This is a genomic window from Promicromonospora sp. MS192, from assembly GCF_049532985.1.
In the GTDB taxonomy this organism is placed as follows: Bacteria; Actinomycetota; Actinomycetes; order Actinomycetales; family Cellulomonadaceae; genus Promicromonospora.
On the sequence record NZ_CP186693.1, the window covers coordinates 2,832,480 to 2,857,181 of the forward strand.

Consider the following 24,702-nt stretch of genomic DNA (forward strand, 5'->3'; position numbering starts at 1 on the left):
AAGGTTTATCGTTTTGCGACAGACTTCGCCCGCTCGTGCGCGGCCGCCGTCGACGCCCGGACGACGAGCTCCGGCTCGAAGAGCAGCTCGTCCCGCGGCACGTCGCTGCCGTCCACCAACGCTGCCAGCAGGTCGACGGCGGCCCGGCCCATGGGCTCGATCGGCTGCCGCACCGTGGTCAGCGCAGGGTCGGTGGAGTTCATCAGCGCGGAGTCGTCGAAGCCGACCACGGAGACGTCCGCCGGGCAGGACAGCCCCACGCGGCGCACCGCCCGGATGGCACCCAGCGCCAGCGGGTCGCTCGCGCAGACGATGGCGGTGGCGCCCCGCTCCACGAGCCGGTTCGCCGCGGCCTGGCCGCTCTCCAGGGAATACTGCGAGTGGGCCACCAGGTCCGGGTCCAGCTCCAGGCCGTGGCGCTGCGCGAACCGCCGGGCCGCCGCCAGCTTGCGCTCCGACGGCACGTGGTCCGCCGGGCCCAGGAGCAGCGCGATCCGCTCGTGCCCCAGCGAGACCACGTGGCCCAGCGCCTGCTCGACGGCGACCAGGTCGTCGCACGCCACGCTCGGGAACGCGAGGTCCTCGATGGCCGCGTTGATGAGCACCACGGGCAGGCCGAGCTCCTCCAGGCGGCGGTAGTGGGCGTGGTCGGCCTGCCGCTCGGCGTAGAACCCGCCCGCGAAGATGACGCCCGAGACCTGCTGCGCCAGGAGCAGGTCGATGTACTCGGCCTCCGTGATGCCGCCCGCGGTACGGGTGCACAGCACGGGGGTGTACCCCTGCTGGGCCAGCGCACCGCCGATCACCTCGGCGAACGCGGGGAAGATCGGGTTCACGAGCTCGGGCAGCACCAGCCCCACCAGCTTGCCGCGGCTCCCCCGCAGCTTGGTGGGCCGTTCGTACCCCAGCACGTCCAGCGCCGTGAGCACGGCGTCCCGGGTGCCCTGGGACACCCCGGGCTTGCCGTTGAGCACGCGACTGACCGTCGCCTCGCTCACGCCGACCTTCTTCGCCACATCCGACAACCGTCTCGACATGCGTCGATCCTAGCTGCGATCAACGCAAACCGCTTGCGTGACTTGCAGAACTGCGCAAGCGACTTGCGTGACCATGTCGCCGAAGACGTCGGACGCCCAGGTCACCGTGGGCGACCTGGGCGTCCGAGACGTGGGGCGGGTCAGGACAGGACGGCGACCTGCCGCAGCTCCGTGGCGAGCTGCTCGTCCACACGGCCGCGCAGGTGCGTCCCCGCCGCCACGTGCTCGGTGAGCTCGATGTCACCGTGCTCGTGCACGCGGTGCACCAGGTCGCCCCGGTCGTACGGGACCACCAGGTCGACCTGGACGCCCGGGCGCGGCAGCTCGGCCGCGATCCGCGCGCGCAGCTCGGCGATGCCCTCACCGGAGTGCGCGGAGACGACGGCGGTGTGCCGCTCGCGGCGCTGGATGCGGCCGACGACCGTCGGGTCGGCGACGTCGGCCTTGTTCAGCACCACGATCTCGTGGACGTCCTCGAACGCCGGGATCTCGGACAGCACCTCGCGGACGGCCGCGATCTGCCCCTCGGGGTCCGGGTGGGACGCGTCGACCACGTGCAGCAGGATGTCGGCGTCGCCGACCTCCTCCAGCGTGGACCGGAACGCCTCCACCAGCTGGTGCGGCAGGTGCCGCACGAACCCGACGGTGTCGGTGAACGTGTAGACGCGGCCGTCCTCGGTCCGGGTGCGCCGGACCGTCGGGTCCAGCGTCGCGAACAGCGCGTTCTGCACCAGCACACCGGCACCGGTCAGCGCGTTCAGCAGGGACGACTTGCCGGCGTTGGTGTAGCCGGCGATCGCCACCGCGGGGATCGCGTTGCGCTTGCGGCTCAGCCGCTTGGTCTCGCGGGCCGGCTTCATCGCGGCGATCTCGCGCCGCAGCTTGGCCATCCGGTCACGGATGCGCCGCCGGTCCAGCTCGATCTTGGTCTCACCGGGACCACGCGAGCCCATGCCGGCGCCCGCGCCGCCCACCTGGCCACCGGCCTGGCGCGACATCGACTCGCCCCAGCCGCGCAGGCGCGGCAGGAGGTACTCGAGCTGCGCGAGCTCGACCTGGGCCTTGCCCTCTCGGGACTTGGCGTGCTGGGCGAAGATGTCCAGGATCAGCGCGGTGCGGTCGACGACCTTGACCTTGACCACGTCCTCCAGCGCACGGCGCTGGGACGGGGCGAGCTCGCTGTCGACGATCACGGTGTCCGCGCCGGTCGCGAGGACGACCTGCGCCAGCTCCAGGGCCTTGCCGGAACCGAGGTACGTGCCGGGGTCGGGCTTCTGCCGGCGCTGCAGCAGGCCGTCCAGCACCTGGGAGCCGGCCGTCTCGGCCAGCGCCGCGAGCTCGCGCAGCGAGATCTCCGCGTCTCGGGCCGCGTGCTCGCCACCCGAGAACAGGCCGACGAGCACCACCTTCTCCAGGCGCAGCTGCCGGTACTCGACCTCGGTGACGTCCTCGAGCTCGGTCGACAGGCCGGCCACGCGGCGCAGCGCGGTGCGCTCCTCGAGGTCCAGCTGGTCACCGTCGGCCACGGTGTGCACCGTGTCGCCGTCGGCACGTGCGGTCCCCGCCCGAGCGAGAACCCGTGCCACGACATCGTTCGCGATCGCCTGGGCGTCTGCCTGGGACTCGCGGAGTTCGGGCGTCTCCTCTGCGGGGAGCTCGGGCTCTGTCGGGGTGTGGGTCATGTACTACCTAACTCTCGATGGTTCTTGCACTCGTACAACAAGGATCCCACGCCCGAAAGTCCCGCGGCCATGTCTTTCCGGGCCTCGTGCACCGCTCTGCGCGAACAGGGCCGGTCAGAGGTCGAGCCGCATCACCCGGCGGCGCTTCGTCGGCCGGCTCACCTCGGCCAGCCCGGCCCTCGCGAACGGACCCGGCGTCCCGACGTTGACCTCACCCCAGGAGACCTGCTGCCCGGGCTGCGGCACGATCGGGTACCCCTCCACGGCCCGGGCGCCGCGCTCGCGCGCGTGCTCGACGGCGGCGGCCGCCAGCGGGTACATCAGGCCCCGCCCGCGCATACCGGCGCGGACGGCGAAGCACGTGACCGCCCAGACCCCGGCGTCGTCCTTGTCCTCGCGCCGTCCCGCCCACGGGACCTGGCTGCCGCGGTAGCGGACGAACTGGGTGCGGGGCGCCACCCGCGACCCAGCCCGCCGGCTCGCCGTCGACGTACCCGAGCAGGGCGCCGGACGTCGGGGCGTCCGGGCCTCCGTCGAGCTGCTCGCGGAGCTGGTGGGTGCGTTCCTCGACGGGCATGTACCACCAGGCGCGGTCGCCCAGCCGGATGCGCTGGCACTGGCAGTGGTGCGCCCCGCCGCGCGTGCCGAACACCGCCTGCACGTCGTCCCACCGGTCGACGGTGGCCTCGGTGATCTCCATGCCCGCAGGCTGGCACCGCTCGCGCCCACCGGCAAGCGCCTACGATTGCGCGGTGTCCAGCGACCACTACTTCACCGCACAGCCCGCCTCGGACGACGAGCGCCGCACCCGCACCGTCCGCCTCGCCGGGCGCGAGCTGGAGGTCGAGGTGGCGTCCGGCGTCTTCTCCCCCGGCGGCGTGGACAAGGGCACGGCCGTGCTGCTGGACCATGTGCCCGCGCCCCCGGCCGCAGGCGACCTGCTCGACCTCGGCTGCGGCTGGGGCCCGATCACGATCACGCTGGCGCTGGAGGCACCTGGGGCCACGGTGTGGGCCGTCGACGTCAACGAGCGCGCGCTCGACCTGGTGCGGCGCAACGCACAGCGGCTCGGGCTGACCAACGTGCGGGCCGTCCTGCCCGACGACGTCCCCGACGACGTGCGGTTCGCCGCCTGCTGGTCCAACCCGCCGATCCGCGTGGGCAAGCAGGTGCTGCACGAGCTCATGACGCGCTGGCTGCCCCGGCTCGGCCCGGGCGCGGCGGCGTGGCTCGTGGTGCAGAAGAACCTGGGCTCGGACTCCCTGGCCCGCTGGATCACGGAGACGCTGGGGCTCCCGGTGGAGCGGACGGCGTCGTCCAAGGGCTTCCGGGTGCTGCGAGTGACGGGCTGAGGCTGCTCGGAGGGTGACCGTACTGGTGAAGCAGCCCTCTCAGCTATCCACCAGCGCCCGACGTCAGAGCGAGACCCGCCCCGAGTAGACCAGCTCGGCGGGCCCCGCGAGCTCGACGTTGCCCCCCGGCAGCAGCCGCACCCGCACCTCACCGCCCGGCACCTCGACGATCCACGTGTCGGGCGCACCGGCACCCGAGGACCCGCCCTGCCAGGTCCGCACCGCGAGCGCCGCGGCGCAGGCACCCGTGCCGCACGACGGCGTCTCGCCCACCCCGCGCTCATGCACCCGCATGCGCAGGCGCCCGACGACGCCGTCCGGCCCCTCCTCCTCGCCGAGCGGCACCACGAGCTCGACGTTGGTGCCGTGCGGCGGCACGGGCGCCACCTCGGGCGCGAGGAAGAGCTCGAGCGCGGCGAGCTCGTCCACGCTCGCGAGGGCGACCACGGTGTGCGGGTTGCCGAGGTCGACGCTCAGGGCGGGGCGCGGGGCGCTCCAGCCGCGCACCGCCACGGCGGCGTCGTACCCGTCGGCCGCCGCGGACTCGCCGCCGGGCAGGAACCAGGGGCCCATGTCGACGGCGTACCAGCCGTTCGCCTCCTTGGTCACGCGCTTGACTCCCGCGCGCGTCCCGACGCTGAGGGGGCCGGCCGTCAGGTCCGCGACGCCCTGCTGCTCGGCGAACGCCGCGAAGACGCGCACGCCGTTGCCGCACATCTCGGCCACGGAGCCGTCGGCGTTGCGGTAGTCCATGAACCACTCGGCCGTCGGGTCCTGCGCGAGGGCGGCCTGGGCGGCCTCCTCGCCCGCGCGGGCCAGGGCCGACGTCGGGGCCAGGCGGATGACGCCGTCGCCGCCGATGCCGCCGCGCCGGTCGGCCAGGCGCCGGACGTCGTCCGGGCTCAGGTCGGTCGATCCCTCGACGTCCGCGATCAGCACGAAGTCGTTCCGGGTGCCGTGACCCTTGGTGAAGGCGAGCGTGCCGGGCGTCGGGGCAGAGGGCGCGGGGCTGGTCGCGGGCTGCGTCATGAGCCCAGGCTACGGCGCACGGGCTCGCTGCCCGTAACCGGCCCCGGCAGGGTGCCGGCGTCGGCGGCGGCCACGATCGCGAGCGCCTCGTCCAGGAGGCGGGGCGAGGCGGCGTCCAGCCAGTGCACGCGCGGGTCGCGCCCGAACCAGCCCATCTGCTTGCGGGCCAGCCGCCGGGTGTTGGCGGTGACCGCCTCGCGGGCCTCGGCCTCGGTGGACTCGCCGCGCCACCAGGCCAGGACCTCGGCGTACCCGACGGCGCGTGCGGCCGTGACGCCGAGGCCGGGCCCGGTGCCGCCCTGCTCCGGGCCGGCCAGGGCGCGTACCTCGTCCACCAGGCCGGCGTCCCACATGCGCTCCACACGGCTCGCGACCCGGGCGTCGAGGACCTCGCGCGAGCAGTCCAGCCCGATCTGCACCGCGGGTCGCACGTACTCCTGCCGCGGCAGGTTCGCGGTGTAGGGGCGGCCGGTGATCTCGATGACCTCCAGCGCCCGCACGATGCGGCGGGTGTTGTGCGGCCCGATGCTCTCGGCGGCCTGCGGGTCCAGCCGCGCCAGCTCGGCATGCAGGGTGCGGCGGCCCTCCGCCTCCGCGCGCGCCTCCAGGCGCGCCCGCACCTCGGCGTCGGTGCCTGGGAAGTCCATCGTGTCGAGCAGCGCCCGCACGTACAGCCCCGATCCGCCGACCACGACGGCGCGCGCGCCCCGTCCGGCGATCGCGTCCAGGTCGGCGCGTGCCGCCTCCTGGTACCGGGCGACGGAGGCGTCCTGCGCCGGGTCCAGCACGTCGAGCTGGTGGTGGGCGATCCCGCGCCGCTGTTCCGGGGGCACCTTTGCCGTGCCGACGTCCATGCCGCGGTAGAGCTGGTAGGCGTCCGCGTTGACGATCTCGGCGGGTACCCGGTCGGTGCTCAGGGCCTCGGCGAGGTCGAGGGCGAGGTCCGACTTCCCGGTGGCGGTGGGACCCACGACGGCGACGACTATCACGGCGCCACCCTACGGTCGGCAGCGGCCGGTCACGACAGCGAGGTCGCGAGGCGGTGCTCACGCGAGGGTGCTCACGCGAGGCTGGTCGACACGGCGGTCACGAGAAGGTGGTCAGCACGTACGCGGACGGCAGGTGGTCGTGCGCCTGCGGGAAGCGTCGGACGGCCGGCGTCCACGTGTCGGCGCCGGCCAGGCGCAGGGCGGTACGCAGCCCGGGGGTGAGCGCCGCCGGGTCGCCCGGCGCTCCCCCACCGGGCGCCGCGCGGCCCGCCGTGCCGCCGGGCACCGTCCCTCCCGCGACGACCAGGCCGGGGGCCGTGCGCAGGGCCTCGGCGGTCCCGCCGTCCGGCGCGTCGGCCGCCGCGGGCACCTCCAGCGTCTCCACGGCGACGTCGGCGCCCAGCACGTCGCGCAGCGCGAGCAGCGCCACCGAGGCTCCGGTACCCGCCGGCGGGAGCGCGTCGTCGGCCCGGAAGGTGCCGCCCGGACCCGGCGGCAGCCAGCGGTCGCCGATGCCGGAACCCGCCAGGGAGGGCTGCATCCGCCCCCGCCGGAGCGCTGGACCGTGCGCCACGACGAGCGGCAGCAGGCCGCCCGAGGTGAGCTCGGCCAGTGCCCCGGCCACAGCGGCGCGTACCGCCGCGAGCGGGTCGGGGCTCAGGCCCGGGACGAGGCCGGCGACGAGCAGCGGGGTCGCAGGCAGGATGACGGCGTGCACGACCTGTGAACGTAGCACCGGGCCGCCTCCACGGCCGTGCGGGACGGGTGCGCGACGTGGTCCGGCCGATTCCACCCCCTTTCCCCACGAACCCCGCAGCGGGAGGAGGCCTCTGGCGGGTACTGTGGTCAGGTGAGGTTCTTCGGGTCACGACGCCGGAACACGGCGGGCGACGGCGACCGCGCGGCCACCGGCCCGCACCAGCCCGAGCCCAGGGAACTTGACGACGACGAGCTGCGGGCGCAGGTGGAAGGCGTGCTGCTGCGCGAGCTGACGGGAGGGTTGGACGACCCGTCCGCCATCCCCCGCCCCCTGACGCGCGACCGTGTCGTGGAGTGGCTGGGCGACAACGGGTTCAGCTACTTCGTGGACTCGGAGGGTGACGTCGGCGGGCTCTGGCACGGCTGGCTCTTCTACTTCCTGATGGTGGGCGAGAGCTCCGAGGTGCTCCAGGTCCGCGGGCAGTGGCACCGGGACCTGACCATCGAGCGGCTCGAGGAGATCCTCGAGCTGTGCAACGAGTGGAACGCCGAGCGCATCTGGCCCAAGACGTACGTGCGGGTCCGGGACAACGGGGCCGTGCTGGTCTACACCGAGGTCACCGTCGACCTGGAGCACGGTGTCACCGAGGACCAGCTCGACCAGCTCCTGCAGTGCGGGCTGACGACGGGTTCGATGTTCTTCGAGCACCTCGACGAGACGTTCCCCGACCCGCTCAGGTCGGCGCCATGAGCCCGGCCCGCAACAGTGGTGGCGCCGCTCGCTGGCTCGCCCGCCTGCTGAACCCCCGTCCCCCGGCCGCCCGGCGCGGCCAGGGCGTGCAGACCCGTACCCTCGCGGGCGTCCCGGTGGACAAGCCGCGCCCGCTGACCACGCAGCGCGTCGGCGACGACCTCTCGCGCCGCGGCTACCGGTTCCGCATCGACGACGACGGCGACGTGACCGGGACCTGGGACGGCAACCGGTTCTGGTTCCTACTGCTGGGCGAGCACGACGAGATCCTGCAGGTGCGCGGCCGCTGGGCCGGCGCCCTGCCGCCCGCCGCGCGGCTGGCCGTGCTGCAGGCGGCGAACGACTGGAACCGCGAGCGCATCTGGCCCAAGGTCTACACCCGTGAGGAGGGCGGCGGGCTCGCGCTGTACGCCGAGGTGTCGGTCGACTTCGAGCACGGCGCCACGGAGGAGCAGCTCGCCCAGACCGTGTCCTGCGGCCTGGTGACGGCGAGCCAGTTCTTCTCCACGGTGGCGTCGCTGGCCCCGCCGCCGGACACCGACGCGGACACCGACCCGAAGTAGAACCGGGGCGAGGAACCTGGGCGAGGTAGAACCGCAGCAAGGCCTGCGGTCCTACCTCGCCCCGGTTCTGTCCCTCGTTCTACTTCGCGCGGAGGGTGGGCAGGCCCAGGGAGACGGGGCCCGACGGCGCTGGCGTGCCGTGCGAGTGCGTGTCCTCACCACCGCCGAGGCGGATCTTCTCCCGCTCGGCCCACGCGTCGCCGGATCGGGTGCGGCGCACCGCGAGCGGTCCCGGCGTGACCGGGTCGGCGATCAGGTGGTGCGGGGCGGCCTTCGTCACGGTCACCGTCACCATGTCGCCCGGCCGCGGCAGCCCCTGGGGCACGACGTCGGCCAGGCGCGGGTCGTCCAGGCTCGTCGGTGCGCCGGGGAGGTTCTCGGCGTCCGACGGCAGGCCGAAGTGCACGAGGCGGTTGTCGGCGGCCCGGCCGGACAGCCGGCGGCGCGCGCCGTCCTTGCGGCCCGAGTCCTCGGCGACGAGCACCTCCAGCGTGCGCCCGACCTGCCGCTCGGCCTCCTGGGCGCCGATGCGCTCCTGGAGGGCGAGCAGGCGCTCGAACCGCTCCTGCACGACCTCCTTGGGGAGCTGGTCCTCCATGGTGGCGGCGGGCGTGCCGGGGCGGGGCGAGTACTGGAACATGAACGCCGAGCTGAACCGGGACGCCTCGACCACGCGCATGGTCTCGGCGAAGTCCTCCTCGGTCTCGCCCGGGAAGCCGACGATGATGTCGGTGGTGATCGCGGCGTCCGGCATGGCGGCACGGACACGGTCGAGGATGCCGAGGAACTTCTCCGAACGGTAGGAGCGGCGCATCGCGCGCAGGATCCGGTCGGAGCCGGACTGCAACGGCATGTGCAGCTGCGGCATCACGTTCGGTGTCTCGGCCATCGCGGCGATGACGTCGTCGGTGAAGGCGGCCGGGTGCGGGGACGTGAACCGCACGCGCTCCAGGCCCTCGATCTGCCCGCACGCGCGCAGCAGCTTGGCGAACGCGCCCCGGTCGCCGAACTCGACGCCGTAGCTGTTGACGTTCTGGCCCAGCAGCGTGACCTCGATGGCCCCGGCGGCCACGAGCGCCTCCACCTCGGCCAGGACCTCGCCCGGACGGCGGTCGCGCTCCTTGCCGCGCAGGTGCGGCACGATGCAGAAGGTGCAGGTGTTGTTGCAGCCCACCGAGATGCTGACCCAGCCGGCATAGACCGACTCGCGCCGGGTCGGCAGGGTGGACGGGAATACCTGCAGGGACTCCGCGATCTCGACCTGCGCCGCCTCGTTGTGCCGGGCGCGCTCCAGCAGCACCGGCAGGGCGTCGAGGTTGTGGGTGCCGAACACGACGTCGACCCACGGGGCCTTGGCGACGATGTCGCCGCGGTCCTTCTGCGCCAGGCAGCCGCCGACGGCGATCTGCATGCCCGGACGCGCCGCCTTGATGCTCGCGAGCTGGCCGAGGTTGCCGTACAGCCGGGTCGCGGCGTTCTCGCGGACGGCGCAGGTGTTGATCACCACGACGTCTGCCGTGTTCGCCGCCTCGTCCTCGCTGGTCGCGCGCTGGTAGCCCGCCTGTTCGAGCATGCCGGCCATGTGCTCGGAGTCGTGCACGTTCATCTGGCAGCCGAGCGTGCGCACCAGGTAGGTGCGGGGGCGGTCGTCCGCGGCGCCGGCGGAGGCGGCGTCGGGCAGGGCTGGGGTGAGGGCGGTCGTGGACATCGGGGTCGATTTTACGACCCTCGCGGCGTGCCGCCGAACCGTGCCGGAGGAACGAATTCGCGCGAGAATCAGGGGCAATGCGGTCATCTGTTACCGAAACGTTGTGCTCGGATGACCCGTCGACTTGGTCCCTGAAACATCGGATCGTTAGGTTCAAGGGATGGACCAGAGCACCTCGACCACCGGCCAACCGGCGGCCGACGAGACCGCGGACGCTCCGACGTCGGATCGCGCCCTCGGAGCACCCCTCGTAGAGCTGAAGCACGTGAACAAGCACTTCGGCGCGCTGCACGTCTTGCAGGACATCGACCTCACCGTCCGCAAGGGCGAGGTGCTGGTCGTGATCGGCCCGTCCGGCTCCGGCAAGTCCACGCTGTGCCGGGCGATCAACCGCCTGGAGACCATCGACGACGGCACGATCACGGTCGACGGCAAGGAGCTGCCCGAGGAGGGCAAGGCCCTGGCCAGGCTGCGCGCCGAGGTCGGCATGGTCTTCCAGTCGTTCAACCTGTTCGCGCACAAGACCGTGCTCGACAACGTGACCCTGGGCCCGCGCAAGGTCCGCGGCCTGAGCAAGAAGGACGCGGAGGAGCAGGCCCGCAAGCTGCTCGACCGCGTGGGCGTCGGCAACCAGGCGGGCAAGATGCCCGCCCAGCTCTCCGGCGGCCAGCAGCAGCGCGTCGCGATCGCGCGCGCCCTGGCGATGCAGCCGAAGGTGATGCTGTTCGACGAGCCGACGTCGGCCCTCGACCCCGAGATGGTCAACGAGGTGCTGGACGCCATGGTCGCGCTCGCCCAGGAGGGCATGACGATGATCGTCGTGACCCACGAGATGGGCTTCGCCCGCAAGGCCGCGGACCGCGTGGTCTTCATGGCGGACGGGCAGATCGTCGAGGAGGCTCACCCCGAGGAGTTCTTCACAGCGCCCAAGAGCGAGCGGGCGCGCGACTTCCTGTCCAAGATCCTGACCCACTGATCTCACACCCGATCCCACCCCTCGGGGCCCATCAGGCCCCGGACTACCGAAGGGCAATCATGCGTAAGCACACCATGGGCCTCCTGGCGATGGCGGCAGCCTCGACCCTCGCGCTGTCCGCGTGCGGCAGCAGCCAGGTCGGCGAGCCGGAAGGCGGCTCGTCCGAGGGCGGCGACGGCATCACCATCGGCATCAAGTACGACCAGCCGGGCCTCGGTCTGCAGGACGGCGCCGACTACACCGGGTTCGACGTCGACGTCGCCCGGTACGTCGCGAACGAGCTGGGCTACAGCGAGGACCAGATCACGTTCCGCGAGACGCCGTCGGCCAACCGCGAGAGCATGCTGCAGAACGGCGACGTCGACATGATCTTCGCCACCTACTCGATCACGGACGAGCGCAAGGAAGTCATCGACTTCGCCGGCCCGTACTTCGTCGCCGGCCAGGACCTGCTGGTCGCCGCCGACAACACGGACATCACCGGTCCGGAGGACCTGGAGGGCAAGAACCTCTGCTCGGTCACCGGCTCGACCTCGGCCGAGAAGATCAAGACCGACTACGCCGAGGGCGTGCAGCTTCTGGAGCGTCCGGGCTACGCCGAGTGCGTCACCGCCCTGTCCGCCGGCCAGGTCGACGCCGTCACCACCGACGACATCATCCTCGCGGGCCTCGCCGCGGCGAACGGCGACGGCAACCTCAAGGTAGTCGGCAACCCGTTCTCCGAGGAGCGCTACGGCGTGGGCCTGCCCAAGGGCTCGGACCGGTGCGAGGACATCAACGCCGCGATCACCAAGATGATCGAGGAGGGTGCCTGGGAGGATGCCGTGGCCGCGAACACCGAGGGTGCCGACTACACCCCGAACGCGGACCTCAACCCGCCGACGCCGGACGCCTGCGCCTGACGTCCCTCCAGCGGTGACCGGGATCGCGTCTGAGCTGTCGGACGCGATCCCGTTCGCTGCGGGCGGCGGCACCTCCGCCGCCCACGACCTGTCCGACCGGGGCGGGCCCGTCAGGGCAGCGCCTCACCCGAAAGGTGACCCGTGAACGACTATCTGTCCGGGCTCGGCTCGCTCCTGGAGCGGTACGACGTCCTGGGGGCGTTCTGGACCAACATCCAGCTGACGTTCTGGGGCGCTCTGTTCGCCCTGGTGATCGGCACCGTGCTCGCACTGATGCGGATCTCGCCGATCGCCTCGCTGCAGTGGTTCGGCACCGCGTACGTGAACATCTTCCGCAACACGCCGCTGACCATCATCATGACCTTCCTGGTCCTGGCGGTGTGGACGCAGCTCCAGGTCAGCCTGGCCGACGACTTCAACGCGAACTTCTTCCGGTTCGCCGTGGTCGGCCTGTCGGTCTACCACGCCGCGTTCGTGTGCGAGGCGATCCGCTCCGGGGTGAACACGGTGCCGCTCGGGCAGGCCGAGGCCGCCCGGGCGATCGGGCTGTCGTTCCTGCCGGCCGCGCGCCTCATCATCCTGCCGCAGGCGTTCCGCGGCGCCATCGCGCCGCTGGGCAACACGCTCATCGCGCTGCTGAAGAACTCGACGGTCGCCGCCGCGGCCTCGGTCTCCTGGGAGACCGCCTCCACGATGAAGACGATGATCGAGTTCAACGCCAACTACCGCTGGGAGATCTTCGGGTTGTTCGCCATCGGCTACGTGATCCTGGTGATCCCCATCGGTCTGCTGACCACCTGGCTGTCCAACCGTCTGGCGGTGAAGCGATGAGCTCCTCGGTCCTCTTCGACGCACCGGGACCCCGCGCCCGGACCTGGATCCTCGGCGGGAACGTGCTCGGCGTCCTCGCCGCGATCGGGCTGATCGCGTGGTTGCTGAGCGAGCTCGCCGCCAAGGGGCAGCTGTCCTGGGACCTGTGGGGGCCGGCCTTCTCGGCCCGCACGTGGGAGTTCTACCTGCTCCCCGGGCTGATGAACACGCTGCGCGCGGCGGCCTACGCGATCGTCGGCGCCGTCGTGTTCGGCCTCGTCTTCGGCATGGGCCGCCTGTCGCACATCACCGCCGTGCGCTGGGTGAGCGGGGTGGTCGTGGAGTTCCTGCGCGCCGTGCCCGTGCTGCTCATGATGGTGTTCTTCTACGGGCTCTTCGGTCAGCTGCTGCCCGGCGTGGCCGACAAGGCGTTCGTCGCCGTCGTCGTGGCGCTCATCCTCTACAACGGCTCCGTCATCGCCGAGCTGGTGCGGTCCGGTGTGGGGAACCTGCCGAACGGCCAGGGCGAGGCCGGGCTCGCGATCGGTCTCACGCGGGGACAGACCCTGCGCTCGATCCAGCTCCCGCAGGCCCTCGTGGCGATGCTTCCGGCCATGGTCTCGCAGGTCGTGGTCGTCCTGAAGGACTCCGCGCTCGGGTCGATCATCGGCTTCAGCGAGCTGCTCCGGAGCGGTCAGATCGTCTCCTCCGGCGACGGCAACCCGCTGCAGGTGCTCGCCCTCGTGGCCGTGGTGTTCATCCTCGTGAACTGGCTGCTGACCGTCGTGGCCCACAAGCTGTCCGGCCTGCTGTCGAGCCGCACGTCCGGGTCCACGGATGCCGGGCCGGGTATCGGCAACCCGACCGCGGTGGCGGATGCCGCCGGCGGGCACGGGAACATCTGACAGGTCCCGGAACACCTCGGGTAGGCGACGAGGGGGCCGGGCGGGTCCGCAGCCTTCGGCTGCCGGCCCGCCCGGCCCCCTCGTACGTCCCGGCCGTCAGTCCTCGGCCGTCGTCAGTCCTCGGCGTAGCCGAGGTCGTCCGTCTCCTCGCCCTCCGCGGCCAGCGCGTCACGGACCAGCTCGAACGCCAGGCCGGGCGGGTACCCCTTGCGGGCCAGCGAGCCGACGGCCCGGCGCACCCGAACCTGTCGGTCCAGGCCGCGTGTGCGAGTGACGAGCTTGGCGGCTGCTCGTGCACCCGCGGCGCGCTCGTCGTCCGGGTCGAGCTGGTCCAGGGCCACGGTCGCCGTGTCCTCGTCGATCCCCCGCCGCCGCAGCTCGGCGGCGATACCGCGCCGGGCCAGACCGCGTTCGGCATGCCGGGTGCGGACGATCGTCTCGGCGTAGGTCGCGTCGTCCACCAGGCCCACCTCGCCGAGCCGGTCGAGCACCTGGGCCACGACGTCCTCCGGGTAGCCCTTGCGGGCCAGGGACTGCTCGAGCTCGCGGCGGGACTTCTGCGCCGCCGTCAGGATCCGGAGGACGACCTCACGGGCCTTCTCGACGACGTCGTCCCGGCTGATCTCGCCGGCCTCCAGGCGTTCCGCGACGGTCCGCCGGGGCGCCCGGTCGGCGCCGCCGCGACGGTCGCGACCGCCTGCTCGACCGCCCGGACGGTCCCCGTCCCGGGCAGCGGGACGGCCCCGACGCTTCCCCACGCCGGGACCGTCCGCTGGATCACCGTACTGCACGTCAGAACGGTGCCTTCTCGGCGGCCGCCTCCGCCTTGGCCGCGGTCTTCGTCGCAGCCGGCTTGGTGGCCTTCGCACGCGTCGCGGTCGACTTCGTGGCCTTGGCCGTGGCGGTCGTTCGGGTGGACGAGCTCGCCGCGGCGACGGTGCCCGTGACCGACGTCGTGTCCGTGGCCGGGGCCGCCGGGCTCGCGTCCGCCGGGGCGTCGACCTTCGGGCCCACGCCCAGCTTCTCCTTGACGCGCTTCTCGATGTCGTTGGCGAGGTCCGGGTTGTCGCGCAGGAAGGACCGCGCGTTCTCCTTGCCCTGCCCGAGCTGGTCGCCCTCGTAGGTGAACCACGAGCCCGACTTGCGCACGAAGCCGTGCTCCACACCCATGTCGATGAGGCCGCCCTCGCGGGAGATGCCCACGCCGTACAGGATGTCGAACTCGGCCTGCTTGAACGGCGGGGCCATCTTGTTCTTGACGACCTTCACACGGGTGCGGTTACCGACCGCGTCCGTACCCTCCTTGAGGGTCTCGATGCGGCGGATGTCGAGTCGCACCGAGGCGTAGAACTTGAGCGCCTTGCCACCGGTCGTGGTCTCGGGCGAGCCGAAGAACACACCGATCTTCTCGCGGAGCTGGTTGATGAAGATCGCCGTGGTGCCGGACGCGCTGAGCGCACCGGTGATCTTGCGCAGGGCCTGGGACATCAGGCGGGCCTGGAGACCCACGTGGCTGTCACCCATCTCGCCCTCGATCTCGGCCTTGGGCGTCAGTGCGGCCACCGAGTCGACCACGATGATGTCGAGGGCACCGGAGCGGATCAGCATGTCCGTGATCTCCAGCGCCTGCTCACCGGTGTCCGGCTGCGAGACCAGGAGGGCGTCGGTGTCGACGCCGAGCTTCTTGGCGTACTCGGGGTCCAGCGCGTGCTCGGCGTCGATGAACGCGGCGATGCCGCCCTGACGCTGGGCGTTGGCCACCGCGTGCAGCGCGATGGTCGTCTTGCCGGAGGACTCCGGACCGTACACCTCGACGATGCGCCCACGGGGCAGTCCTCCGATACCGAGCGCCACGTCGAGGGCGATCGAGCCGGTCGGGATCACCTCGATCGGGGCGCGCGTCTCGTCGCCGAGGCGCATGACCGAACCCTTGCCAAAGTTGCGGTCGATCTGGGCGAGGGCCGCTTCGAGGGCCTTCTCGCGATCTGCTGGTGCGGGCATGTGCAACACCTTCGTCTTCAGGGCGCTCTGTGCGCCGGCGTGGATGGCTCGGTACGTCGTTGCCGACCGTACGCGGAACCACTGACACGGACGCCTGCTCCGGCCGCCGCCTGTGGACGACGTTCCGAAATCCGTGCCTGTGGTCGAAGTCTAGCCGAACGCGTGTTCGAGGCAAGGCGCGACACGCGGGCGTGTCGCGCGGCCCGTCACGGCGCGGTCCTGCACGAGGACCGCAGTCGTCACCGCCCGCGTCAGGTCAGCGCCGGGGCGGCGGAGCCTGGCGGAACTTGTCGGTGCCCCAGCGCTCGGCGTCGGGCACGTCGAGCGCGTCGCACAGGGCGTGCCACACGTCACGGGGCTCGTCCCCGTCCTCCAGGGCCGCCACCGGGGTCCGGCCGTCCAGCGCGGGCAGGACCTGCTCGCGCGCCAGGGCGCGCCCGTACGCGGGACCGAAGACCTCGTCGACCAGCTGCCAGAAATCCCGTTCGCGCACCCGTCAACCCTACGTCCCCGGGGGCGCACCACGGCAACCGGCCTCCTCCACGGCCGGGCACCAGGTCAGGGTGTGTGTCGGTGGTCGGGGACAGAATGGGTCCATGTCCACGCCCGACGACCCGCTCTCCCGTTTCGGCCCCGCCACCCGTACCTGGTTCACGGGCGCGTTCGCGCAGCCCACCGCAGCCCAGGCCGGTGCGTGGGACGCCGTCGCGGCCGACCGGCACGCCCTCGTGGTCGCGCCGACCGGTTCGGGCAAGACGCTCGCGGCGTTCCTCTGGTCGATCGACCGGATCATGTCCGCGCCCCCGCCGGCCGAGCGCACCCGCCGCTGCCGCGTGCTGTACGTGTCGCCCCTGAAGGCCCTGGCCGCCGACGTGCAGCGCAACCTCCGCTCCCCGCTCACCGGGATCCGCCAGGCCGCGGCCCGCGAGGGCATCGAGGTGCCCGACGTCACCGTGGGCATGCGCACGGGAGACACGCCCGCGAACGAGCGGCGTGCGTTCGCGACCCGCCCGCCGGACATCCTCGTCACCACCCCGGAGTCGCTCTTCCTCGTGCTGACGTCGTCGGCCCGCGCCGGGCTCGCCGGCGTCGAGACGGTGGTGCTCGACGAGATCCACGCCGTCGCCGGTACCAAGCGAGGGGCGCACCTCGCCCTCAGCCTGGAGCGTCTCGACGCGCTGCTGGACCGGCCGGCCCAGCGCATCGGCCTGTCGGCCACGGTGCGGCCGGTGGACGCGGTCGCCCGGTTCCTCGCGGGCGGACGGAACGGCGACGGCGCCCGCGAGGTGGTCGTCGTGCAGCCACCGTCGCGCAAGGAGTGGGCCATCGACGTCGTCGTGCCCGTGCCGGACCTCGCCGACCTCGACAGCGCCCCCGCGCCCGAGCCGGCCGGCGCCCGGGACGACGGGCACCCGGGCTCCGGCGACGACGAGATCGACCTCTCGGGCGAGGCCACCCGCCCGCTGCGTCGGGCCTCCGTCTGGCCGCACGTCGAGGAGCGGGTGGTCGACCTCGTCGCGGACCACACCTCCACCATCGTCTTCACGAACAACCGCCGGGGCGCCGAACGGCTCACGGCCCGCATGAACGAGGTGTGGGCGCAGCGGCAGGGCCTGGAGGTCGCGGACCCGGCCAGCACCTGGGCCGCGCTCGTCCCGGGTCAGTCCGGCACGGCGGCCGGGCTCCCCCGGCCCACCCCCGGTCGGCGCGGCCTGCCCGAGGCGGTCCCTGGACAGGGCGGACCGGGTCTGGGTGCGCAGGGTCAGGACAGCCAGGACCAGGACCAGGACCGCACCGTCCTGGCCCGTGCCCACCACGGCTCGATGAGCCGTGCGGAGCGCACACGTACCGAGACGGAGCTCAAGGAGGGCCGGCTGCCCGCCGTCGTCGCGACGTCGTCCCTGGAGCTCGGCATCGACATGGGCGCGGTCGACCTCGTGGTCCAGGTCGGTGCCCCGCCGTCGGTGGCGAGCGGCCTGCAGCGGATCGGGCGCGCCGGGCACCAGGTCGGCGCGGTCTCCCGGGGTGTGGTCTTCCCGATGTTCCGGGGCGACCTGGTGCCCGCCACCGTCATCGCGGAGCGGATGCGCGCGGGCGAGATCGAGCACCTGCACGTGCCCGCCAACCCGCTCGACGTGCTGGCACAGCAGGTGGTCGCCGCGCTCGCCGTCGACGACTGGGCCGAGGCCGACCTGCTCGCGCTCGTGCGCCGTGCCGCACCGTTCACGCACCTCGGCGACGCCACGTGGCGTGCCGTGCTCGACATGCTCGCGGGGCGTTATCCGAGCGAGGACTTCGCGGAGCTGCGTGCGCGGATCACGTGGGACCGCGCCACCGGCATGCTGCGCGGCCGTCCTGGCGCGCTGCGCCTGGCGGCGACGAGCGGCGGCACCATCCCCGACAAGGGCGCCTACGGCGTGTTCCTGGCCACCGAGGGCCCCACCGGCGGCACTCCCGACGACGTGCTCGCCGACAGCGTGACCGGCGGCGCCGCCCGTGCGCGGGGCGGCAAGCGGGTCGGCGAGCTGGACGAGGAGATGGTCTACGAGTCCCGCGTGGGCGACACGTTCACGCTCGGGTCCAGCACGTGGCGCATCGAGGAGATCACCACCGACCGCGTGCTGGTCACCCCCGCGCCCGGCCTACCAGGCAGGCTGCCGTTCTGGAAGGGCGACGCGCCCGGCCGGCCCGCGGAGCTCGGGCGCGCGGTCGGCGCCTTCGTCCGGGAGGCCGACGCCGCCCTCGCCGCCGACCCGGCCGCCGGTCGCGCCCATCTGCGCGCCGCCGGGCTGGACGACTGGGCCGCCGACAACCTCGCCGCGTACCTGGCCGAGCAGCGGCTCGGCACGGGTCGCGTACCCGACGACCGGACCGTGGTGGTGGAACGGTTCCGTGACGAGCTCGGCGACTGGCGCGTGGTGATCCACTCGCCGCTGGGCGCGCGCGTGCACGCACCCTGGGCGCTGGTGATCTCCGCCCGCCTGCGGGCGCGCTTCGGCCTGGACGTGGCAGCCATGCACTCCGACGACGGCATCGTGCTCCGGCTGCCCGACACGGGCGGCGACTGGGACGGCGGGCCGGACGGCGACCCGTGGGACACGGGCGGTGCACCGGCCGCCCCGGACGACGACGGCTACCCGGACGGCGCACCGCACGCGCGGCACGTGTCCGGCCGGATCACGCTCGAGGACCTGCTCCTGGACCCGGACGAGGTGCTCGGCGCCGTGCGCGACGAGCTCGGGTCGTCGGTGATGTTCGCCGCGCGGTTCCGTGAGGCGGCTGCCCGCGCGCTGCTCCTGCCCCGGCGCCGCCCGGACCGGCGGCAGCCGCTGTGGCAGCAGCGGCAGCGGTCGGCACAGCTCCTGGAGGTGGCGAGCCAGTTCCCCGACTTCCCGATCGTGCTGGAGGCGGCCCGCGAGTGCCTCCAGGACGACTTCGACGTCGCCGCCCTGGCCGGCCTGATGCGCGACATCGCCTCCGGCAGTGTCCGGGTCGTCGAGGTCACCACGGCCACACCGTCGCCCTTCGCGCAGTCGCTCCTGTTCGGCTACACCGCCCAGTTCCTGTACGACGGCGACGCGCCGCTGGCGGAGCGCCGCGCGGCCGCGCTGTCCCTGGACCCGGAGCTCCTGGCCGAGCTGCTGGGCGAGCAGGGCACCGCCGACCTGGCGGACCTGCTGGACCCGGGCGCCGTCGAGCGCACCGAGGCGGAGCTGGCCGGGCTCGCACCCGACCGGCAGGCCCGCGACGCCGAGGGGCTCTGGGACCTCCTGCGCCGCACCGGACCGCACCCGGTGGACGCCCTGGCGGCCCGTACCCAGGAGGACGCGCGGCACGCCGTGGGGAGCTGGCTCGAGGAGCTGGAGGCCTCCCGGCGTGTGATCCGCGTCCGGTTCGCCGGCGAGGAGCAGTGGGCGGTCGCGGAGGACGCAGGCCGGCTGCGCGACGCACTCGGCGTGGCGCTGCCTGTCGGCGTGCCGGAGACGTTCACCGAGCCCGTACCGGACCCGCTCGGCGATCTGCTGCGCCGGCACGCCCGTACGCACGGTCCCTTCGGCGCAACCTCCGTGGCTCAGCGCTTCGGGCTCGGCGTCGCCGTCGTGACGCACGCCCTGGCGCGGCTGGAGGCCGACGGGGTGCTGGCCCGCGGCAGCCTGCGACCGGCCTCCCTCGGCGGCACCGGCGACGAGTGGTGCGACCCCGGCGTGCTGCGCCTGCTCCGGCGCCGCTCGCTGGCGGTGCTGAGGGCCGAGGTGGAACCGGTCGAGCAGGAGGCGCTCGGCACCTTCCTGCCCCGCTGGCAGAACGTCTCCACGGGCCTCCTGCGCGGTGCGGACGGTCTGGTGCAGGCGATCGAGCAGCTCGCGGGGGCGGCGGTGCCGGCATCGGCGCTGGAGACGCTCGTGCTGCCCGCCCGGGTGGCCGACTACTCCCCCGCGCTCCTCGACGAGCTGACGGTCGCGGGCGAGGTGCTGTGGTCCGGGCACGCCCGCCTGCCCGGCTCCGGCAGCGGGGACGGCCTGGTGTCGCTCCACCTGGCCGACGGCGCCCCGCTCACCCTCGCCGACCCGGCACCGGTCGAGGAGGACGGCCCGCTGGACTCCGACCTGCACCGCGCCGTGCTGGACCTGCTGACAGGGTCCGGCGGCTTCTTCCTGCCCCGGATCACGGAGCTCACGGGTGCCGAGACGGACGCGGTGCTCGACGCCCTCTGGGACCTCGTCTGGGCCGGCGAGGTCACCAACGACGGGCTGGGCGCCCTGCGCGAGCGTGTCAGCGGCGCGGGCGCCCACCGGGCGCCGCGTACGGCGGCGCGGGCGCGCCCGGTACGGCGGTCGAGGTTCGCGCTCTCCCCGGGGCGCCCGGCCTCCGCGCTGCGAGCGAGCACGTCCGTTCCGGGCGGGGGCGGCCGCTGGGCCGCGCTGCCGGCACGCGAGACCGATCCGACCGTGCGCGCGCATGCCCTGACCCAGGTGCTGCTCGAGCGGCACGGTGTGCTCACCCGGCCGGGTGCCGCGGCGGAGGGCGTGGGCGCGGGATACCGCGACGTGTACCGCGTGCTGTCCGGGCTGGAGGAGCGGGGCGCGGTGCGGCGCGGGTACTTCGTCGAGCACCTGGGCGGCTCGCAGTTCGCGCTGCCCGGGGCCGTGGACCGGCTGCGGGTCGACGCGCAGGACCGCGCCCGGGTCGTCGAGGCCGAGCTGGAGGCGGTGGAGCGCACGTCCGCCCCGGCGTCCTCGGGCACGGGCGGTGCCGTGGTGCTCGCCGCGATGGACCCCGCCAACCCCTACGGCGCGGCGCTCGCCTGGCCCCCGGGCCCGGCGCCGGACGACCACGCCGGGGGCGACACACCGTCCGAGAACGGCGCTCCGGCACCTGGCACCAGCGGCACCAGGGCCGTCACCGCCCACCGCCCCGGTCGCAAGGCCGGTGCCGTCGTGGTGCTCACCCACGGTGACCTCACGCTGTTCGTGGAACGGGGCGGGCGCACGGTCCTGTCCTTCACCGAGAACACCGCCCGGCTGACGGCGGCCGCCGCCGCCCTCGCCCGCGCCGTCCGCGAGGGACGGCTGGGGCGGCTGGTGGTCCAGCGCGTCGACGGGGAGCCCGCCCTGGACGCCGCCCGCCGTCAGCCGGCGGCGCGCGCGCTCCTGGAGGCCGGGTTCGCGATCACCCCGCGAGGTCTGCGGATCTCGGTGCGCTGAGCGCCGGAACCGGCTCGGTGCCGGGCTCCTCGACCGGGCCCTCCCGGTCGATCGTGGCCGCGAGCAGGAACAGGTAGCCGATCATGATGACGAACCCGATCCGCTCGATGAGGCCGAAGGCGATGATCCCCGAGTCGGCGAAGAACACGAGCGAGAGATGCACCGCCAGGAACACCGCCACCACGATGCCCAGTGTGCTCGCCGCCGCCCGCAGGCCCTGCGGGAGCGCGGACCGCGGCCGCTCGATCGAGCGCTCCAGGCTCAGGCCGACGAGCGGGAGCACGCAGAACGCGGTCGCCGCGCTCACGCGATGGATCGTGGCCGAGAGAGTGGCGGCCGTGCCCGGCGGGTCCGTCGGGAAGGCCCCGACGAGCACCATGGCCACGGCGAAGACGATCATCGCGGCAGCGGGCACGGGCCCGACGGCGAGCCCGGCACGGTACATCCGGACGGTGAGGAGCAGGCCGAGCACCGCCAGCGTCACGCCGCCGGCGAGGATGAGCTCGCCACCACCGGGAACGAAGGCGTACCAGCTGATCGGGTCGAGCACCGGGTCGACGACCGACGCGCCCACCACGTGCGCGGCGACCATGGGAAGCAACGCGGTGGCACCGAACCAGCCGACCGCACGGGTGCTGCGGGCGTCTACGGGCGTAGCGGGCTGCTCGGGATGTCGTCCCAGGTCAACGGCTTCGACGGTCATGGGACATAGCCTGACCGACCGGCGGCACGGAATCCATCGGGTTTCCCCCCGATCACACCCTGACATCTGCGGGGGTCATCCCCCTGGTCACCCGCGCCCGCTGTCCGGTGTGCCCGGTCCGGCCGGGGTGATATGCCGGTCGCACGCCATCACCGGGCGGAGGACGCCCACTACGCTGAAGGCCCCACGACGAGGGGAGCACTCGTGCCCGAGGGCGATGTCCTGCGTCTGACCGCCGAACGGCTCACCGCCGCGCTGCGCGGGCTGCCGCTCGTGCGCGCCGAGCTGCGCTGGCCCAGCGCGGCCGCCGCTCACCTGACCGGGGCGACCGCCCTGGAGACCGTCGCGTACGGCAAGCACCTGCTCACCCGGCTCGACGACGGCCGCACCCTGCACACGCACCTGCGGATGGAAGGGCTCTGGAAGATCCATCGCACCGGTTCGCGGGACGCCACGGCACGCCACCCCGCCATCCGCGCCGTGCTCGCGACCGACGCCTGGACCGCCACCGGATGGCACCTCGGCATGCTCGACCTGCTCCGCACGCACGACGAGCACCGCGTGCTGGCCGGGCTCGGCCCCGACGTGCTCGGTGCCGACTTCCCCACCGTCGGGCTGCCCGACGCCGCCGCACGGCTGGTGCGCGATCCGGACCGGCCACTATGCGCCGTCCTGCTGGACCAGCGGACCGCGGCCGGGATCGGCACCATCTGGATGGCCGAGTCCCTCTTCGCCCGACGCCTGTGGCCCTGGACCCCGGCGGGGACGCTGTCGGAGCGGGAGCGGTACGACCTGCTGCGGACCGCCCGCCGGCTCATGGAGCGCAGCGTCGCCGTGGGCCGCGCACGGGGCCTGGGCGCGGTCGAGATGCACGCCCACGGCCGTGCGGGACGGCCCTGCCACCGCTGCGGCACCCCGATCGAGGTGGGGACGGCGAACGAGAAGCCCTTCGAGCGCCCGGTGTTCTGGTGTCCGGGGTGCCAGGCCCCCGACCGGGCCTCCGGCGCGGCGTGACGCACGCACGACACAGAGCCGGGGCCGGGGTACCGATCAGGTGATCGGTACCCCGGCCCCGGCTCTGTGTCTGCGGTACTGCCGTTCCTGGTACTGCCGGCTCAGCCGACCGGTGCCAGGTCCGACTGTGCGACCTCCCGCCGCCCTGCGGTCCGGTCGCCTCCCCGAGCCAGGAGCCCGGCGACGAAGTCCGCCGGGATGGTGTCGGGGATCTGGAAACCTTCGGCTACCGCTACGCGGTCGCTCACCTCACGCAGCACCAAGGACAGCGGCACGTCGAGCGCCTCGCAGATGGAACCGAGCAGCTCGGACGACGCCTCCTTCTGTCCTCGCTCCACCTCGCTGAGGTAGCCCAGCGACACTCGTGCCGCCGAGGAGACCTCCCGCAGGGTGCGCCCCTGACGCTGCCGCGTGTCACGCAGCACGTCTCCGATCTCTCGCCGTAGTACGACCATCTCGCGCCCCCTCTCGGTGCCTGTCCCTGTACTCACGCCCTGTCCTGACTGGACCGGACGTGCCTTGCGTGTGGTGCGTCCTCCAAGAGCGGAGGTCGTTCTACCGTACCCCGCGCTCGTGGAGTTCTTGCGCCGGCTCCGGGTGGTCGGCCTGTTCGTGATCACACCGGGACCAACGTCGTGGATATGAGCCTTGTTCCCGAAGGCCCCCTCCGTCAAGCCCTGTGCAAGATTAAACCAAGAAGTTTCACTTGTCTGTAACTTCACGCGACTCGATCGCGGGCGTGTCGTGGTTTTCACCCGGCGCCTCGCTGACGAGCGTCGACGCGAGGTCCAGGACCCCGCGCACCGCACCCGAGATCACCGTGGAACGGTCACCCGCGAGGTCGAGCCGGTGCACCTCCGTCGCCACGGGCGTGCTCACTGCGACGAACACCACGCCGGGCGGCTGACCGTCCTGAGGGTCCGGGCCCGCGACGCCCGTGGTCGCCAGGCCCACGTCGGAGCGCGTCAGCGCACGGACCCCGGCCGCCATCTGCGCGGCGACTGCCTCGTCCACGGCGCCCCGTTCGGCGAGCAGGTCCTCGTCCACGCCAAGCAGCCCGGCCTTGAGGTCCGTCGCGTAGGCCACCACGCCGCCGCGGACGACGCGCGACGCGCCAGGGACCGAGACCAGCGTCCCCGTCACGAGGCCGCCCGTCAGGGACTCCGCCACGCCGATCGTCCAGCCCCGGGCGGCCGCCGCGGCCAGCAGCTCGGCAACGGTCATGCCCGCGGCGCCTTCGCCCGCGCCTCCCGGCGGATCCGCCACCCCTGGTAGACGTACTCGACGCCGGTCACGACGGTGACCACGAACGCCGCCATCAGCACGACCCAGGCGATCACGGTGAGCCAGCCGAGGCCCTCGCGCGGCAGCAGGAACAGCGAGATGGCCACGGTCTGCAGCACCGTCTTGAGCTTGCCGCCCCGTGACGCGGGCATCACCTCGTACTTGACCATGCCGAGGCGCATGAACGTGATGCCGAGCTCGCGCACCAGGATCACCACGGGGATCCACCAGGGCAGCTCGCCGAGGGGGATCCAGAGCAGGATCAGCGCCGCGCCCACGAGGAGCTTGTCCGCGATCGGGTCGAGCAGCTTGCCCAGGTCGGTGATGAGGCCCCGCGACCGGGCAAGGTAGCCGTCGATCTTGTCCGACACCGCCGCCACCACGAAGATCGCCGTGGCCACGAGCCGCCACGTCGTGTCGTCCCCGCCTTCGACGAGAAGTGCCCAGGCGAAGAACGGGACCATGGCGATGCGAATCATCGTGACGATGTTCGCAATGTTCCAGGGCGACGGAGCGTCGTTGACCATTGCCCAAGCGTAACGGCGCCGGGCGCCCCGCCCGGACCGGCGGTTCCTTTGGTCGCCGCGGCGTG

At 73.2% G+C, this 24,702-nt stretch carries 23 protein-coding genes; 9 read left to right on the forward strand and 14 right to left on the reverse strand.

What is annotated here, in order from left to right:
* Positions 1-5: 5 nt before the first annotated feature.
* From ACO229_RS12775 to ACO229_RS12785, 3 genes are all read right to left on the reverse strand, one after another.
* Positions 6-1,037, reverse strand: a complete 1,032-nt coding sequence (locus ACO229_RS12775; protein ID WP_397412898.1) for a LacI family DNA-binding transcriptional regulator — start codon at positions 1,035-1,037, stop codon at positions 6-8.
* Between the two features lie 140 nt (positions 1,038-1,177).
* Complete coding sequence (gene hflX / locus ACO229_RS12780; RefSeq protein ID WP_397412899.1) at positions 1,178-2,719, reverse strand: GTPase HflX; 1,542 nt, start codon at positions 2,717-2,719, stop codon at positions 1,178-1,180.
* A 114-nt stretch (positions 2,720-2,833) separates the two neighbouring features.
* Positions 2,834-3,178 carry a GNAT family N-acetyltransferase gene (locus ACO229_RS12785; RefSeq protein ID WP_423465158.1) on the reverse strand — a complete coding sequence of 115 codons (345 nt, stop codon included), beginning with the start codon at positions 3,176-3,178 and terminating at the stop codon, positions 2,834-2,836.
* A 293-nt stretch (positions 3,179-3,471) separates the two neighbouring features.
* Between ACO229_RS12785 and ACO229_RS12790 the strand changes: the two genes are divergently transcribed.
* The gene (locus ACO229_RS12790) at positions 3,472-4,071 is read left to right on the forward strand and encodes a class I SAM-dependent methyltransferase (protein ID WP_423465159.1); all 600 of its coding nucleotides are present in this window, start codon (positions 3,472-3,474) and stop codon (positions 4,069-4,071) included.
* 63 nt (positions 4,072-4,134) lie between these two features.
* Here ACO229_RS12790 and dapF read toward each other — a convergent pair whose 3' ends face one another.
* The 3 genes from dapF to ACO229_RS12805 all read right to left on the reverse strand — a co-directional run bounded on the left by dapF (position 4,135) and on the right by ACO229_RS12805 (position 6,825).
* Entirely contained in the window at positions 4,135-5,100 is a 966-nt protein-coding gene (dapF, locus tag ACO229_RS12795) for a diaminopimelate epimerase (protein ID WP_397432321.1), read from the reverse strand.
* Positions 5,097-6,089 (reverse strand): tRNA (adenosine(37)-N6)-dimethylallyltransferase MiaA, encoded by a 993-nt coding sequence (miaA, locus tag ACO229_RS12800; protein WP_423465160.1) that lies wholly within the window; start codon positions 6,087-6,089, stop codon positions 5,097-5,099. Before miaA ends, dapF begins: the two co-directional genes overlap by 4 nt.
* Positions 6,090-6,186: 97 nt before the next feature.
* Positions 6,187-6,825, reverse strand: a complete 639-nt coding sequence (locus tag ACO229_RS12805; protein WP_423465161.1) for a hypothetical protein — start codon at positions 6,823-6,825, stop codon at positions 6,187-6,189.
* A 114-nt stretch (positions 6,826-6,939) separates the two neighbouring features.
* Between ACO229_RS12805 and ACO229_RS12810 the strand changes: the two genes are divergently transcribed.
* Positions 6,940-7,539 carry a YbjN domain-containing protein gene (locus ACO229_RS12810; protein ID WP_397412904.1) on the forward strand — a complete coding sequence of 200 codons (600 nt, stop codon included), beginning with the start codon at positions 6,940-6,942 and terminating at the stop codon, positions 7,537-7,539.
* The gene (locus tag ACO229_RS12815; RefSeq protein ID WP_423465162.1) at positions 7,536-8,102 is read left to right on the forward strand and encodes a YbjN domain-containing protein; all 567 of its coding nucleotides are present in this window, start codon (positions 7,536-7,538) and stop codon (positions 8,100-8,102) included. Before ACO229_RS12810 ends, ACO229_RS12815 begins: the two co-directional genes overlap by 4 nt.
* A gap of 79 nt (positions 8,103-8,181) precedes the next feature.
* On the opposite strand, the gene miaB is transcribed toward ACO229_RS12815, so the two are convergent.
* On the reverse strand, positions 8,182-9,810 hold the full coding sequence (miaB, locus tag ACO229_RS12820; protein ID WP_423465163.1) for a tRNA (N6-isopentenyl adenosine(37)-C2)-methylthiotransferase MiaB: 1,629 nt from the start codon (positions 9,808-9,810) through the stop codon (positions 8,182-8,184).
* A 160-nt stretch (positions 9,811-9,970) separates the two neighbouring features.
* Between miaB and ACO229_RS12825 the strand changes: the two genes are divergently transcribed.
* The 4 genes from ACO229_RS12825 (at position 9,971) to ACO229_RS12840 (ending at position 13,403) form a co-directional block, all read left to right on the forward strand.
* Positions 9,971-10,786, forward strand: a complete 816-nt coding sequence (locus ACO229_RS12825) for an amino acid ABC transporter ATP-binding protein (RefSeq protein WP_397412907.1) — start codon at positions 9,971-9,973, stop codon at positions 10,784-10,786.
* A gap of 59 nt (positions 10,787-10,845) precedes the next feature.
* Positions 10,846-11,688 (forward strand): glutamate ABC transporter substrate-binding protein, encoded by an 843-nt coding sequence (locus tag ACO229_RS12830; protein ID WP_397412908.1) that lies wholly within the window; start codon positions 10,846-10,848, stop codon positions 11,686-11,688.
* Between the two features lie 141 nt (positions 11,689-11,829).
* Positions 11,830-12,519, forward strand: coding sequence for an amino acid ABC transporter permease (locus tag ACO229_RS12835; protein WP_397412909.1), 690 nt, complete (start codon positions 11,830-11,832; stop codon positions 12,517-12,519).
* Positions 12,516-13,403: an amino acid ABC transporter permease gene (locus ACO229_RS12840; protein ID WP_397412910.1), complete on the forward strand. Its 888-nt coding sequence runs from the start codon at positions 12,516-12,518 to the stop codon at positions 13,401-13,403. Before ACO229_RS12835 ends, ACO229_RS12840 begins: the two co-directional genes overlap by 4 nt.
* A gap of 113 nt (positions 13,404-13,516) precedes the next feature.
* On the opposite strand, the gene ACO229_RS12845 is transcribed toward ACO229_RS12840, so the two are convergent.
* The 3 genes from ACO229_RS12845 to ACO229_RS12855 all read right to left on the reverse strand — a co-directional run bounded on the left by ACO229_RS12845 (position 13,517) and on the right by ACO229_RS12855 (position 15,897).
* A complete protein-coding gene (locus ACO229_RS12845) occupies positions 13,517-14,161 on the reverse strand; it encodes a regulatory protein RecX (protein ID WP_423465164.1) in 645 nt (214 codons plus the stop codon).
* Positions 14,162-14,195: 34 nt separating this feature from the next.
* Positions 14,196-15,404, reverse strand: coding sequence for a recombinase RecA (gene recA / locus ACO229_RS12850; RefSeq protein ID WP_397419316.1), 1,209 nt, complete (start codon positions 15,402-15,404; stop codon positions 14,196-14,198).
* A 256-nt stretch (positions 15,405-15,660) separates the two neighbouring features.
* Positions 15,661-15,897 (reverse strand): DUF3046 domain-containing protein, encoded by a 237-nt coding sequence (locus tag ACO229_RS12855; RefSeq protein WP_119137856.1) that lies wholly within the window; start codon positions 15,895-15,897, stop codon positions 15,661-15,663.
* A 103-nt stretch (positions 15,898-16,000) separates the two neighbouring features.
* Between ACO229_RS12855 and ACO229_RS12860 the strand changes: the two genes are divergently transcribed.
* Complete coding sequence (locus ACO229_RS12860; protein ID WP_423465165.1) at positions 16,001-21,109, forward strand: Lhr family ATP-dependent helicase; 5,109 nt, start codon at positions 16,001-16,003, stop codon at positions 21,107-21,109.
* Here the strand turns inward: ACO229_RS12860 and ACO229_RS12865 are convergent.
* On the reverse strand, positions 21,075-21,812 hold the full coding sequence (locus tag ACO229_RS12865; RefSeq protein WP_423465166.1) for a DUF998 domain-containing protein: 738 nt from the start codon (positions 21,810-21,812) through the stop codon (positions 21,075-21,077). The two genes, ACO229_RS12860 and ACO229_RS12865, sit on opposite strands and share 35 nt — an antisense overlap.
* A gap of 204 nt (positions 21,813-22,016) precedes the next feature.
* Between ACO229_RS12865 and ACO229_RS12870 the strand changes: the two genes are divergently transcribed.
* Entirely contained in the window at positions 22,017-22,826 is an 810-nt protein-coding gene (locus ACO229_RS12870; protein ID WP_397433176.1) for a DNA-formamidopyrimidine glycosylase family protein, read from the forward strand.
* Between the two features lie 101 nt (positions 22,827-22,927).
* Here the strand turns inward: ACO229_RS12870 and ACO229_RS12875 are convergent, their stop codons facing one another.
* From ACO229_RS12875 to pgsA, 3 genes are all read right to left on the reverse strand, one after another.
* Entirely contained in the window at positions 22,928-23,281 is a 354-nt protein-coding gene (locus tag ACO229_RS12875) for a helix-turn-helix domain-containing protein (protein ID WP_397419320.1), read from the reverse strand.
* Positions 23,282-23,528: 247 nt separating this feature from the next.
* Entirely contained in the window at positions 23,529-24,050 is a 522-nt protein-coding gene (locus ACO229_RS12880) for a CinA family protein (protein ID WP_423465167.1), read from the reverse strand.
* On the reverse strand, positions 24,047-24,637 hold the full coding sequence (gene pgsA / locus ACO229_RS12885; RefSeq protein ID WP_397433174.1) for a CDP-diacylglycerol--glycerol-3-phosphate 3-phosphatidyltransferase: 591 nt from the start codon (positions 24,635-24,637) through the stop codon (positions 24,047-24,049). The genes ACO229_RS12880 and pgsA overlap by 4 nt, the downstream gene beginning before the upstream one ends.
* Positions 24,638-24,702: the final 65 nt, after the last annotated feature.

Coding starts and splice junctions, on each gene's coding strand:
- ACO229_RS12865 (WP_423465166.1), bottom strand. CDS start 21,812: ATGACCGTCGAAGCCGTTGACCTGGGACGACATCCCGAGCAGCCCGCT.
- ACO229_RS12875 (WP_397419320.1), bottom strand. CDS start 23,281: ATGGTCGTACTACGGCGAGAGATCGGAGACGTGCTGCGTGACACGCGG.
- ACO229_RS12830 (WP_397412908.1), top strand. CDS start 10,846: ATGCGTAAGCACACCATGGGCCTCCTGGCGATGGCGGCAGCCTCGACC.
- ACO229_RS12775 (WP_397412898.1), bottom strand. CDS start 1,037: ATGTCGAGACGGTTGTCGGATGTGGCGAAGAAGGTCGGCGTGAGCGAG.
- recA (WP_397419316.1), bottom strand. CDS start 15,404: ATGCCCGCACCAGCAGATCGCGAGAAGGCCCTCGAAGCGGCCCTCGCC.
- hflX (WP_397412899.1), bottom strand. CDS start 2,719: ATGACCCACACCCCGACAGAGCCCGAGCTCCCCGCAGAGGAGACGCCC.
- ACO229_RS12860 (WP_423465165.1), top strand. CDS start 16,001: ATGTCCACGCCCGACGACCCGCTCTCCCGTTTCGGCCCCGCCACCCGT.
- dapF (WP_397432321.1), bottom strand. CDS start 5,100: ATGACGCAGCCCGCGACCAGCCCCGCGCCCTCTGCCCCGACGCCCGGC.
- ACO229_RS12825 (WP_397412907.1), top strand. CDS start 9,971: ATGGACCAGAGCACCTCGACCACCGGCCAACCGGCGGCCGACGAGACC.
- miaB (WP_423465163.1), bottom strand. CDS start 9,810: ATGTCCACGACCGCCCTCACCCCAGCCCTGCCCGACGCCGCCTCCGCC.
- ACO229_RS12840 (WP_397412910.1), top strand. CDS start 12,516: ATGAGCTCCTCGGTCCTCTTCGACGCACCGGGACCCCGCGCCCGGACC.
- ACO229_RS12815 (WP_423465162.1), top strand. CDS start 7,536: ATGAGCCCGGCCCGCAACAGTGGTGGCGCCGCTCGCTGGCTCGCCCGC.
- pgsA (WP_397433174.1), bottom strand. CDS start 24,637: ATGGTCAACGACGCTCCGTCGCCCTGGAACATTGCGAACATCGTCACG.
- ACO229_RS12880 (WP_423465167.1), bottom strand. CDS start 24,050: ATGACCGTTGCCGAGCTGCTGGCCGCGGCGGCCGCCCGGGGCTGGACG.